The following is a 12,242-nucleotide window of genomic DNA, read 5'->3' as shown; positions in this document are numbered from 1 at the left end:
GTAATTTTGCAAGAAAAAATGAACCTGCGCATCCTGGTAGTTCTTCACCTCCTCCTGGCACTCCTCGCCGGTTGCGGCAGTGACGGTCCGGCCACCCCCGTCCCCCCTGTGGACCCGGCCTCCGTACCCGCCGTTCCAGAGTATGGCGGAACCTTTGTCGAGGCCTGGCTGGGCGAGCCCAGCAACCTCATATCCATGCTGGCGACCGACGGTTCTTCCCATGCCGCGGCGACGCAGATTTACGTCTCGTTGCTGAAGTACGACAAGAACATCAATTTGGTCCCCTATGCGGCGGAATCCTATTCCATAGAGAACGGCGGCAAGCTGATCAAATTCAAGTTGCGCGAGGATATCCGCTGGTTCGATGGCGAACCGCTAACCGCAGAGGACGTGGAGTTCACCTACAAGTTGATGATTGATCCGAAGACGCCTACGGCTTACGCAGCGAATTTCAAGGAAGTCAAAGCGTTCCGCCTAACAGGCAAATACTCCTTTGAAGTGGAGTATGACCAGCCGTTTGCCAAGGCGTTGGTTACCTGGGCCATGGACATCCTTCCCAAGCACGCCCTTGAGGGGGAAAACCTCCTCGAGACAAAATACAGCCGCCAGCCTCTCGGAGCCGGGCCTTACAAGCTCAAGGAGTGGGTGCCGGGCAGTCAGTTGGTGTTGGAAGCGAATCCGGACTTCTTTGAGGGGCGGCCTTACATAGAGCATGAGATCTATCGCATCATTCCGGACCTCTCCACCCAGTTCCTTGAACTCAAGGCGGGCAATCTCGACACCATGGACCTGGCTCCTCTCCAGTTTCTTTATCAGACCAAGGGGCCGGGGTGGGACGGCAGCTTCAACAAGTTCGAGTATCTCGCTTCGGGCTATTCCTTCCTTGGCTATAATATGCGCCATCCGTTCTTTCAGGATGTGCGGGTGCGTAGGGCTATTGATTTTGCCATAGACAGGGACGAGATCGTCAAGGGCGTGCTCTACGGCCTTGGAGAGGCAGCCAATGGGCCTTACAAGCCGGGGACCTGGCAATATAATGACGCGGTCAAGCCCCGCCCGTATGATCCGGAGAAGGCTAAGGCCCTGCTGGCCGAAGCGGGATGGACCGACAGTGACGGCGACGGAGTGCTGGACAAGGACGGGGTGCCTTTCCGTTTCACCATTCTGACCAACCAGGGGAATACTCAGCGCATCAAGGCCGGAGTAATCATCCAGCAGCGGTTGGCGGGTATCGGAATCCGGGTCAAGCTGCGTACGGTGGAGTGGGCGGCGTTCATCAAGGAATTTGTGGACAAGGGCCGGTTCGACGCCCTCATCCTGGGGTGGAACATCCTTCAGGACCCGGACATTTTCAGCGTTTGGCATTCGTCCATGGCCGTGGACGGCGGCCTGAATTTCACCCGCTACAAGAACAATGAACTGGATTCCCTGCTGGAGCGGGGCCGGCGGATGGTGGATCCGGTCAAGCGCAAGCCCATCTATGACCGGGTTCAGGAAATATTGCACGATGAAGTGCCGTATTCCTTCCTGTACGTACCGAAATCCTTGCCAATCGTGCAGGCACGTGTACAGAATATCAAGGCGGCCCCAGCAGGAATCGGATACAATTTCACCAAGTGGTGGATTCCTGCGACGCTGCAACACCAACCGTAACGCGGAAGAGTGCATGATACGCATCAATGAAATTGTCGACAAGGTTTCGACATATATAGATAATCCTGACAAAGACCTGATTCAGCGGGCCTATCTTTTCTCTGCTCGGGCGCACAAGGGAGTGCTGCGCCGTTCTGGCGAGGAGTATATTTCCCACCCCATGAACGTGGCCTATCTGCTGGCCGAGATGCAGTTGGACGAGGCCACGGTGGCCGCCGGGCTGCTCCATGACACCGTCGAGGACACCGATACCACTGTTGATGAGATCGAGGATCTGTTCGGCGCGGACGTGGCCGACATCGTGGACGGGGTGACCAAGATTTCGCAGATGGACTTCGAGTCCAAGGCCGTGCAACAGGCCGAGAACATCCGCAAGCTGATCCTGGCCATGGCCGAGGACATTCGGGTGCTCATGGTCAAGCTCGCGGACCGGTTGCACAACATGCGTACCCTGGAGTTCATGAAGCCGGTCAAGCAGCGGCTCATCGCCCAGGAGACCCAGGACATCTATGCGCCCCTGGCCAACCGGCTCGGCCTGCACCGGGTCAAGACCGAGCTGGAGGACCTTTGCCTGCGATACCTGAAACCGGACGTGTTTGGCCAACTCAGCGATGCCGTTGCAGAGCACCGCGCCGCGGGTGAGCCGTATATCGATAAGGTCGTCAATATTATTCAGGACATGCTGAAAAAGAACGGCATCAAGGGGCGCGTGTATGGGCGCACCAAGCATCTGCAATCCATTCATATCAAGATGGAGCAGCAGGGCCTGACCTTCGACGAAATCTACGACCTCATCGCCTTCCGCATCATTCTCAAGTCCATCAAGGACTGTTACGCGGTGCTCGGGCTCATCCACGCCGCCTGGCGTCCGGTTCCGGGCCGGTTCAAGGACTATATTTCCATACCCAAGGCCAACATGTACCAGTCGCTGCACTCCACGGTCATGGGGCCGGACGGCGAGCGGATCGAGTTCCAGATTCGTACCGAGGAGATGCACAAGATCGCTGAATACGGTGTGGCCGCCCACTGGCAGTACAAGGAAGTGGGCAAGGGGGCCAAGAAGGGTAAGGCCACCGGAACCAGGGACGCCGAGCGCTATACTTGGCTCAAGCAGATCATGGACTGGCAGCGTGAGCTTTCCGATCCGCGCGAGTTCATGTCTTCCCTCCGTTTGGAGATGTTTCAGGAAGAAGTTTACGTCTTCACTCCCAACGGCGACATCAAGGAATTGCCCGAAGGGGCCACGCCTGTGGACTTCGCCTACGCCATTCACTCGGAAGTGGGCGACAAGTGCGCCGGGGCCAAGGTCAACGGCCGTATTGTCCCGCTGAGCAGTACGCTCAAGAACGGCGACTCCGTGGAGGTCATTACGGACAAGAACCGGGTGCCCAGCAGGGACTGGCTCAAGTTCGTCAAGACCGCCAAGGCGAGGACGCGCATCAAGCAGTATGTGCGCACCGTGGAGCGGGAGCGCGCCATCAGCCTGGCAAGGGAAATGCTGGAGAAAGAGGGACGGCGCATCGGCATCAACGTCCAGAAGGCGCTCAAGGATGGCGAGTTCATCAAGCTGGCGGAGGAGTTCAACTGCGGCTCCGTGGACGATCTCCTGGCCCAGATCGGGTTCTCCCGCTTTACGCCGCGCAAGGTCCTCAAGCGGTTCTACGCCCTCACTCATGGCGAATCGCTGGATTTGCGCAAGCCCAAGTCCAAGCCGGAGGAGGACACCAAGAAGCCCAAGTCCGACGGTTTGAACATCTCGGGCGTGGACAACGTTCTGGTACGGTTCGCCAGTTGCTGCACTCCGCTGCCGGGCGAACCTATCATCGGCTACATAACCCGAGGCCGGGGCGTCACCATTCACCGCACCGATTGCCATAACGTCAAGAACTTCGAGGATGAGCGGCTTATTCAGGTAAGCTGGGAAGGTGCGGAGGAAAAACCCTATCCGGCAAAAATCCGCATTAAGTGTCTCAATGAACCCGGCATGCTGGGCAAGATCTCGACCATGCTGTTCGAAGCTGGCGTAAACATCGACTCCGGACATTTCGAGTCCATGGTGGATGGCTCCTCCGAACTGGAGTTCACCGTGGAGGTCAAGGACCTGAACCAACTCTATGCGGCCCTGGCCAAGGTCAAGGCACTCAAGGCGGTAAAAGAGGCCCTGCGCGTCTCCTGAGTCGCGGGTTTGGTGTAAGGAAAGCCTCCGGCGGCCAGGGAACCTTTTGAAAAAGGTTCCCTGGACCCTCCCAAACTTTTCGTGTCCGCTTCGCTCAGCCCCGTGTGGGAGCAGGGGGGGGCTGTGACTGCGGAGAGTTGTTATTTCATCTTGTGGATATGAGAAAGCCCGCTTTGGCGGGCTTTCTCAGTTGAGGTGAAGGGGGATAGAGGACCGGAAATGGCGTGATTACTTGGGGTGGCACTCCTTGCAGGAGACCGGGACCACCTTGCCCTGCTTTTTGACGATCTTGTGGCAACCCAGGCAGCTGTTATCCTTCTTCTTGCTGTGGAAGGCGGTGTAGTAAGCCTCGGGCCCCTTCTTGCCGGGCTGGTCGTGGCACCCCGCACTGGCGCAGGACTGGATTTCGCTCTTGCCGTCCCAAGTGTGGTGACAGGTGGTGCATTGGACCTCGGCCTTGCCGTGCAGGTCGTGGGAGAAGGCGACAGGAGTTTTGCTCGCCTTCATGGCTGCCGGAGGAGCGAGCATCATATCGGCGGGAGCCTTGGGAGCGGCGCAGGCCAAGGTGGCTGTCAGCAGTACGGCCAGAAGCGTCAGGGTGGCTGGGATGAAACGGTGCATGGATGCCCTCCGATTGGTTGATATCGTTGTGGTCATGCTTATATTTGGCAAGTGGCATGCCATTTGTTAACAATATGAAATATATGGATTATTTTTTTTATGCTGCTGTGCTGGCGTACGTTTTTTGCGCACGTGACCGCAAGGTTGCGAGAGCACAAAAGCAAAGAGCCCTCGGAAAGAGGGCTCTTTGCTTTTGTGCTTGATGCTGACCGGGAACCGGCCGTGGGCTACATCGCTATGCGTACGCTCTCCGGGCTGAGCTTGCGCTCCAGCCGTTTGGCGTATAGGGACATGAGATAGCTGAAGATGAAGTAGATGACTGCGATGGTGGTATATATCTCGAAGGGATAGACCATCAGGCGGTTGTTGATGGCGTAAGCCGCGCGGGTCAGCTCCATCACGCCGATGATGTAGGCCAGTGAGGTGTCCTTGAACGCGGCGATGAACATGCCGACCAGGGCGGGTAGCATCTGCTTGAGCGCCTGGGGCAGCACGATTTTGCGCATGGTCTGGAAGTAGCTCAGGCCGGATGCCTTGGCAGCCTCGACCTGGCCTCTGGGGATGTTGTCGATGCCGCCGCGTACGGTTTCGGCGATATAGGCGGCGAAGAAGAAGGTCATGGCAATGGTTGCTGCCCAGAAGGCGTGCACCTCGATCTTGAACATGATGTCCAGGACCACGGTATAGAACCAGAAGATGACCAGGAGCAGCGGGATGGCGCGCACGAATTCGATATAGATGGTGCACGGAATGCGCACGGCCCGGTTGTTGGCGGTCCTGCCCATGCCCACAAGCAGTCCGATGACGAAGCTGCCTGCGATGGAGATAACCGCCATCAGCAATGCGCCCGCCAGTCCGCCGAGGCCCATGAAGAACTCAGTTTCGTCCCCGCCCGGGAATCGCCAGAAGAGCAGGGCGGGCAGGTTCGCCCAGATTACTTCGAAGTTGAAGGAGGCGACTGCGGAAATAGTCATGTAGATGACGTAGGCGATGGCGGCTACGAAGCCGATCTTGGCCGCAAGGACGAATCCCTTGGAGGAGACCCGCAACAGTCGGCGCAGGGGAGAGACCGTTTTGGAGGTGTCGGAGCGCCTGCGGAAATACCACAGGAGGTATTCCATGCCGGATCCCAGCCACTCCAAGGGGGCGAACAGGGTGTCCGCGACCTTGCGCGACATGGGTTCGTGGCCCCGGGGCAGTATCTTGAGTTTGACGTTGACCAGGTTGAGGATCATGGCGATGGAGAGCGACAGGACCAGGTAGATCAGGGTCGCGGCGATGAGGGCCTCGAAGGTGCGGTAGGTCAGCGAGAGCACTTCCTGCATGGACCAGCACACTTCCGAGACGCCGATGGTCATGGCCAGCGACGTGTTCTTCATGTTGTTCAGAAATTCGCTGCCCAGGGGCGGGATGATCTCCCGGAATGAGAGCGGCAGGATGATGCGGCGCAGGGTCTGGGTGAAGTTGAGGCCCGAGGAGTAGGAGGCCTCCAGTAGTCCCTTGGGGATAGACTGGATGCCCGCGCGGATGATCTCGGCCATGAACGCGCCCGTGAAGATGCCGCAGCCTATGGTCGCAACCCAGAATTCGAAATCCATGTCGTAGAGCTTGAAGCGGATCTCTTCGGGGAAGGCATAGGGAAAGGCGAAGTTCCAGAAGAAGAGCTGCACCAGCAGCGGAGTGTTGCGGAACAGTTCCACATAGCAGGTAGCGAACCAGTAGACCGGCTTGAAGCTGGAGAGTCGCGCCAGTCCGAAGATGATGCCTAGAATCAGGGCGATGGCCGCAGAGTAGAGGGTGATGGTGATCGTGGTGTTCAGGCCGTTGAGCATCAAATGGCCCATGTGCCCGTACTGTCCCTCGGTGGTGAAGACGGCCCAGTTGAAATCGTATTTGAACTCGAAGACAAAGGCGAAATAATACACCAGCAGGCCGAACATGGCCAACAGGGCGAGGTTCTGGACCCAGACTTTTTCGAAATATCTTTTTAACATGCGTCTTTTCCGAAGCAAAGGTCCCGGAGCAATATGCTCCGGGACCTGGTTTGGCTTATGCCTCGTGGCTTACGGCCACATCTCGATCTTTTCAGTCATGGGGAAGGGGTAAGCGGAATCGGGACCGAACCACTTGTTGTAGATGGTCATGTAGGTGCCATCCTTCCACATGTCCTGCAGGGTGAAGTTGATGGCGTCGCGCCATGCGGAATCGTCCTGGGGCAGGCCGATGCCGTAAGGCTCGTCGGAGATGAAGTCGCCCACCAGCTCGAACTGGCCGGGAACCTTGGCGGCGTAGCCCAGCAGGATGGTGGAGTCGGTGGTGATGGCCTGGACGCGGCCGGAGCGCAGGGCCTCGAACATGGCGACTTCGCCGTCATAGCCGATGACCTTGGGGTTGGCGTTGCCCAGCTTCTTCAGGTAGGCGGTGGCGTTGACGATGGAAGTGGTGCCCTGCATGGAGCCGACCTTCAGGTTGGCCAGGTCGGTCACTTCCTTCACGGCGCCCTTCTTGGCGAGGAACTTCTGACCATCGAAGAAGTAGGTGATCGAGAAATCGATCTTCTCGTCACGCACCCGCTTGTGGGTCATGTTGGACAGGACCATGTCGACCTTGGGCGGATTGGTCTGGACGAAGGAAATGCGGGTGTTGTTGTTCACAACGACCTTTTCCAGCTTGGCGCCGAGGCGCTTGGCGATCTCGGTGGCCATGTCGACGTCGAAGCCGACCCATTCGTTCTTGTCGTTGATGAAGCCGAAGGGGATGCCCTGGTTGGACAGACCGGCCTTGACGACCTTGGTGGACATGACGCGGTCGTAGGTGGGACCGGCGAACGCGACGGAGGCGGCCATGACCAGCAGGGCGGCCAGCACAGTGATTTTGAGAACTCTCATTTACCTCTCCTGATAGTTGAGTTCATGTAGCTAAAAACCCGCCGGACACCACGTCCGCCGGGTTTGGATACCTTGTATTAATGGCTGAGAATCTTGCTGAGGAAATCCTGGGTTCGTTCGCTCTTCGGATTGTTGAAAAATTCCTCGGGGGTATTTTCCTCTATGAGAATACCGCCATCCATGAAGATGACCCGGTCCGCAACCTCGCGGGCGAAGCCCATTTCGTGCGTCACGCAGATCATGGTCATGCCTTCCCTGGCCAGGGATTTCATGACGTCCAGGACCTCATTGATCATCTCCGGATCAAGCGCCGAGGTCGGCTCGTCGAAGAGCATGATCTTCGGCTGCATGGCCAGCCCGCGGGCGATGGCCACGCGCTGTTGCTGCCCGCCGGAAAGCTGTGTGGGGTAGGCGCCCGCCTTGTCCGGGATGTCCACCTTCTTGAGCAGGTCCATGGCCAGCGCCGTGGCGTCGCCCTTGGACTGATGCCGAACCAGGGTCGGAGCCAGGATGATGTTATCCAGCACGGTCATGTGCGGATAGAGGTTGAACTGCTGGAAGACAAAGCCCACTTCGGCGCGGAGCAGGGTCATGTTCGTGCGCGGGTCCGACACGTTCATGCCGTCCACCAGGATGTCTCCCTCCTGGATGGGCTCAAGCCGGTTTATGCAGCGGATCAGGGTGGATTTACCCGAGCCGGACGGGCCGCAGATGACCACCACCTCGCCCTTGTGGATGTCGAGATTGATGTTGTTGAGGACGTGGAAATCCCCATACCATTTGTTGACGTTTTTAAAAGAAATCACGGAAAGCACTCCAATGGCTGAATTCGGCCCTGTGAGCCAGCGGTGTCCTTAACAGAATATCCTACCGTGGGCAATCGTTATTCAGAATTGGCTTAATCTGACTGAATTATCTTCTGCCTGATGTCGGAAATGCGAATTGACTATAAAAGCAAAGTAATCCGAATGGTTGATATGTTAGCACTCCGTCATGGAGAGCGCCAGTCCCCCTTGGGAGGTTTCCTTGTATTTGCACGACATGTCGTGTCCGGTCTGGGCCATTGCCCTGATGGCCTTGTCCAGGTCCACCTTTTGGTATGATTCATCCAGCGTCGAGGCGATGAGATAAGCGTTGTACGCCTTGACCGCACCCATGGCGTTTCTTTCGATACAGGGGATCTGCACGTATCCTCCCACGGGGTCACAGGTCAGACCCAGGTGATGCTCCAGCGCTATCTCCGCCGCGTTTTCCGTGACCTGGAAGCGATAGCCCCGAGCGTAGGCGATGAGCGCGGCAGCCATGGCCGAAGCCACGCCCACTTCGCCCTGGCAGCCCACCTCGGCCCCGGAGATGGATGCGTTGTGCTTGCACAAGAAGCCGATGGCGGCTGCCGCGAGCAAGCCTTCCCTGACTTCCTCCTGCATTGCCCCCATGTGACGTTTCAATATGAATATGATCGCCGGGATGACTCCCGCCGCACCGCAGGTAGGGGCCGTGACCACGCTGTGTCCTGCAGCGTTCTCTTCGGAGGCAGCCAGGGCGTATGCGTTGATGGCTTTGAGGAAGCCCGATCCCTGGAATTGGCCCTTTTTGGCATGGGCGTACATGACGCTGGCCTTGCGCTGCAATCCGATGGGGCCGGGCAGTACGCCGCAGGTTTTGATGCCTTGCTCTACGGAGTGTTCCATGACCTCGATGATCCGATCCAGTTCGGAAAGGATTACCTCTTCTCCGACCCCGGTGAGCGCTGTTTCGTTGGCCAGTATCAGTTGGTGCAGCCGCAGTCCGTTCTTTTTGAGATGTTCCTTGAGTTCCGCCATGTTTTCATACGGATAGGCCGGGGTTCCCTCGTCGGGCTCCTGCCAGCCGCGCCAGCGAAGAAAACCGCCTCCCACTGAAAAATAGATGCGTTCAAGCAAGGTCTCGTCTGCTGACTGCAGCCGGAAGATCATGGTGTTGGTATGCTCATAGTCGTGTTGTACGGCATCGAGAATTATGTCGCCGGGGTGGTAGTAGAGCACCTTTCCGTCGGCATGCAGTTCATAAGGAGTGTCGTTGTCGGCGTATTGCTCAAGAGCGTCGGAAGGGCAGGACTCCGGCTGATAGCCGAGCAGGCCGGCCATAATGGCGCGTCTGGTTCCGTGACCCTCGCCGGTAGCGGAGAGGGAACCGAAGAGTCGGATCTCCAGCCTGTCGGCGGCGTCACGTTGCTCCTTGGGCAGGGCGCGGACCAGTTCCATGAAGTCGTAACCCGCCTTCATGGGGCCGATGGTATGGGAGCTGGACGGCCCTGGGCCGATCTTGAGGAGTTCGAACAGGGAAATGGAAATGGGCGGCATGTATTCCTCTTGGTTAGGCGGTTTTGTTTGCAACTGCCGGTCAGAAGTCGAGTCGCGTCATTATACGCGAAAAGGACAAAGAGGAGAAGATGTTTTCCCTGTGGGGTGGAAAAAAACGTTTGGTTGGCCTATGGTTGGAATCAACCTCCCGCTTTCCCGTCCAGTGTGGACGGGATGGCGGAATGTCAAGACAAGGAGCTCGCTATGAAAATGTTTCGGTATGTTTTGTTGATGGCCTTTGCCGCTTTGATGCTGGCGGTCCCGAGTTCAGCTATGGCCCATTGTCAGGTGCCTTGCGGTATCTATGACGATCATGCCCGTGTAGTAGGGATGCTTGAGGATGTGGCCACCATAAAAAAAGCGATTACGGTCATGAACGAACTGGTTGCCAAGGACGACATTCAGTCGCGTCAGCAGTTCGTCCGCTGGGTGAACACCAAGGAAATGCATGCCCAGAAAATCATTTCGACCATCTCGGATTATTTCCTTACGCAGCGTGTCAAAGCGTCGCAGGAGGATTACGTGCAGCGCCTCAAGGACCATCATGCGGTTATCGTTGGGGCCATGAAAGCCAAGCAGCAGGCCTCAATGGAAGTGGCGGACTCGTTGGAGGCGGCGGTCAAGGTGTTGCTCAATTATTACCACGAACACTAAAGAACGTCGCCTAGAGGGGTGCCATGTTTGCGATTTGCGTAAGCAGGTCTTGTTCTCAGATTACCTGAAACAAGTATTCATTGAGACAGGCATTCTCGTTGCGGCACCACCAGGTGCTCAGGCAGACTGTATCATTGAAGGCGTCCGTAGGGACGCCTTCTTTTTTCGCTCATCGCCTGTTCTGGAGAGGGGGGTGATGATTTCCTCATAATGCATAATGTGAGGCACAATTATACGCAACCGGTAAAAGAGTATTCTTTTATGGAGTATTTAACTTTAGAGGTATTATACACTGTTGGAATTGAATTGTGCAAGGTGGGTTATATGACTTTTGTAGTAAAATAACATTCTATTATGGGATTATTTTCCTTTTAACATAAAATTCGACTGTAGTATCGTCTTTTTTTTCAATATGAATTCATGAAGGTGTTGACGTACGTGTTTTGTACAGTTAGTGTTGAGCCGGTTTGAGCACAATGCCTGCCGTTTGGACGGGCGGTTGGGATTCTGTTCGAACAGGTTTTTGTGCTAAACGCCGTGGCGTTTGTGAAAAAATGCACAGTATTATGCTGAAATAGGCATAATAACACGACAAAATGGGATTTTCGGAGCGCCCTTTCGAAGGATCTCGGAGGTTAAGAAGCGTGTTGGTTGAAAGGGCGTAGGGCGTGCAGCACCCAGTGTGGGTTGTGTACGGCCTGCCGGACTTCGGTGTTGGAGACCCGAGGGACGGCATACATTGAAGGATTTGGAGTTGTACGCATTGAAATCGTATTGTCTGTAATTATGTCTATTTAGACATAATTGTAGATGGTCATGCCGCCGCAGGCCGCAACGGAGAGCCGGCCATGGATGTGGTGGAATTTGGAGTAAATTTCAGATGAAAACCGTCCCCGTTCAAGAAGCTGTGGGCATGGTGCTGTGTCATGACATGACCAGGATCGTTCCCGGCGAGTCCAAAGGACCGGCCTTTCGCAAGGGCCACATCATTTCAGAGGAAGACATCCCCACACTGTTGGAGATCGGCAAGGAGCACATCTACGTTCTCAATATGGAGAAGGGGAAGATCCACGAGGACGAGGCCGCTGCCCGCATCGCCCGTGCGGCCATGGGGCCGGGAATCACCCTGACCAACGTGTGCGAAGGCCGCATCAACTTTGAGGCCTCAGTCGGACTCCTCGACGTCAATGTCGAAGCCCTCAATCGCATCAATTCCATCGAAGAGGTGGTCCTGGCTACCATGCACACCGGCCAGCAGGTTACGGAGCCTCGTGCCGTAGCGGGTACTCGAGTGGTGCCGCTCGTAATCGATGAGAAAAAGATCGAACAGGTAGAGGCCATTTGCGCCGAATATCCTTACGTGGTCGGCGTTCTGCCGTTCAAGCCGCACAAGGTCGGCCTGGTCACCACCGGCAGCGAGGTGTTCCACGGTCGTATCAAGGACAAGTTCGGTCCCGTTATCCAGAAGAAGTTCGACAAGCTCGGTTCAAAGGTCATGGATCAACGTTTTTGTTCGGATGATCCCAACATGACGCGCGACGCCATCCTTTCGTTCCTCGCCGAGGGCGCTGAAATGGTGGTGGTGACGGGTGGCATGTCCGTCGATCCGGACGACCAGACGCCCACTGCCATCAGGGCTACCGGTGCGGAGGTCGTGACCTACGGTTCACCAACGTTCCCTGGCGTCATGTTCATGGTCGCCATCAAGGACGGTGTTCCCATCCTGGGGCTGCCGGGATGCGTCATGTACCACCGGGCCTCGGTTTTCGACCTTATCGTTCCCCGGCTTCTGGCGGGGCGGAAGGTTTCCCGTAAAGACATTGTGGCCATGGGGCACGGCGGATTCTGCGCTACCTGCGATATCTGCCATTACCCCACGTGTCCCTTTGGTAAATAAGGAATATTGCG

Annotated in this window: 9 protein-coding genes; 4 read left to right on the top strand and 5 right to left on the bottom strand. The window is 56.6% G+C overall.

Annotation, left to right across the window (positions count from 1 at the left end):
* Positions 1-18: 18 nt before the first annotated feature.
* Together GM415_RS15725 and GM415_RS15720 are read left to right on the top strand one after the other, a co-directional pair.
* On the top strand, positions 19-1,653 hold the full coding sequence (locus tag GM415_RS15725) for a peptide-binding protein (RefSeq protein ID WP_158949851.1): 1,635 nt from the start codon (positions 19-21) through the stop codon (positions 1,651-1,653).
* A 13-nt stretch (positions 1,654-1,666) separates the two neighbouring features.
* The gene (locus tag GM415_RS15720; protein ID WP_158949849.1) at positions 1,667-3,829 is read left to right on the top strand and encodes a RelA/SpoT family protein; all 2,163 of its coding nucleotides are present in this window, start codon (positions 1,667-1,669) and stop codon (positions 3,827-3,829) included.
* Between the two features lie 228 nt (positions 3,830-4,057).
* On the opposite strand, the gene GM415_RS15715 is transcribed toward GM415_RS15720, so the two are convergent.
* The 5 genes from GM415_RS15715 to GM415_RS15695 all read right to left on the bottom strand — a co-directional run bounded on the left by GM415_RS15715 (position 4,058) and on the right by GM415_RS15695 (position 9,680).
* On the bottom strand, positions 4,058-4,450 hold the full coding sequence (locus tag GM415_RS15715) for a cytochrome c3 family protein (RefSeq protein ID WP_158949847.1): 393 nt from the start codon (positions 4,448-4,450) through the stop codon (positions 4,058-4,060).
* Positions 4,451-4,677: 227 nt separating this feature from the next.
* Positions 4,678-6,444 carry an amino acid ABC transporter permease gene (locus GM415_RS15710; protein ID WP_158949845.1) on the bottom strand — a complete coding sequence of 589 codons (1,767 nt, stop codon included), beginning with the start codon at positions 6,442-6,444 and terminating at the stop codon, positions 4,678-4,680.
* A gap of 69 nt (positions 6,445-6,513) precedes the next feature.
* On the bottom strand, positions 6,514-7,338 hold the full coding sequence (locus GM415_RS15705) for an ABC transporter substrate-binding protein (RefSeq protein ID WP_158949843.1): 825 nt from the start codon (positions 7,336-7,338) through the stop codon (positions 6,514-6,516).
* Positions 7,339-7,415: 77 nt separating this feature from the next.
* Positions 7,416-8,144 (bottom strand): amino acid ABC transporter ATP-binding protein, encoded by a 729-nt coding sequence (locus GM415_RS15700; protein WP_158949841.1) that lies wholly within the window; start codon positions 8,142-8,144, stop codon positions 7,416-7,418.
* 174 nt (positions 8,145-8,318) lie between these two features.
* Positions 8,319-9,680: an L-serine ammonia-lyase gene (locus GM415_RS15695; protein WP_158949839.1), complete on the bottom strand. Its 1,362-nt coding sequence runs from the start codon at positions 9,678-9,680 to the stop codon at positions 8,319-8,321.
* A 204-nt stretch (positions 9,681-9,884) separates the two neighbouring features.
* Here GM415_RS15695 and GM415_RS15690 point away from each other — a divergent pair, with 204 nt between their 5' ends.
* Together GM415_RS15690 and GM415_RS15685 are read left to right on the top strand one after the other, a co-directional pair.
* Complete coding sequence (locus GM415_RS15690) at positions 9,885-10,334, top strand: superoxide dismutase [Ni] (RefSeq protein ID WP_158949837.1); 450 nt, start codon at positions 9,885-9,887, stop codon at positions 10,332-10,334.
* Positions 10,335-11,214: 880 nt separating this feature from the next.
* The gene (locus GM415_RS15685) at positions 11,215-12,231 is read left to right on the top strand and encodes a molybdopterin-binding protein (protein ID WP_158949835.1); all 1,017 of its coding nucleotides are present in this window, start codon (positions 11,215-11,217) and stop codon (positions 12,229-12,231) included.
* Positions 12,232-12,242: the final 11 nt, after the last annotated feature.

It is taken from the genome of Pseudodesulfovibrio cashew (assembly GCF_009762795.1).
Lineage (GTDB): Bacteria > Desulfobacterota > Desulfovibrionia > Desulfovibrionales > Desulfovibrionaceae > Pseudodesulfovibrio > Pseudodesulfovibrio cashew.
Note: the sequence above shows the minus strand (reverse complement) of the source record. Positions and strands in the feature narration are given on the sequence as shown.

Coding starts and splice junctions, on each gene's coding strand:
- GM415_RS15720 (WP_158949849.1), top strand. CDS start 1,667: ATGATACGCATCAATGAAATTGTCGACAAGGTTTCGACATATATAGAT.
- GM415_RS15695 (WP_158949839.1), bottom strand. CDS start 9,680: ATGCCGCCCATTTCCATTTCCCTGTTCGAACTCCTCAAGATCGGCCCA.
- GM415_RS15690 (WP_158949837.1), top strand. CDS start 9,885: ATGAAAATGTTTCGGTATGTTTTGTTGATGGCCTTTGCCGCTTTGATG.
- GM415_RS15710 (WP_158949845.1), bottom strand. CDS start 6,444: ATGTTAAAAAGATATTTCGAAAAAGTCTGGGTCCAGAACCTCGCCCTG.
- GM415_RS15715 (WP_158949847.1), bottom strand. CDS start 4,450: ATGCACCGTTTCATCCCAGCCACCCTGACGCTTCTGGCCGTACTGCTG.
- GM415_RS15725 (WP_158949851.1), top strand. CDS start 19: ATGAACCTGCGCATCCTGGTAGTTCTTCACCTCCTCCTGGCACTCCTC.
- GM415_RS15705 (WP_158949843.1), bottom strand. CDS start 7,338: ATGAGAGTTCTCAAAATCACTGTGCTGGCCGCCCTGCTGGTCATGGCC.
- GM415_RS15685 (WP_158949835.1), top strand. CDS start 11,215: ATGAAAACCGTCCCCGTTCAAGAAGCTGTGGGCATGGTGCTGTGTCAT.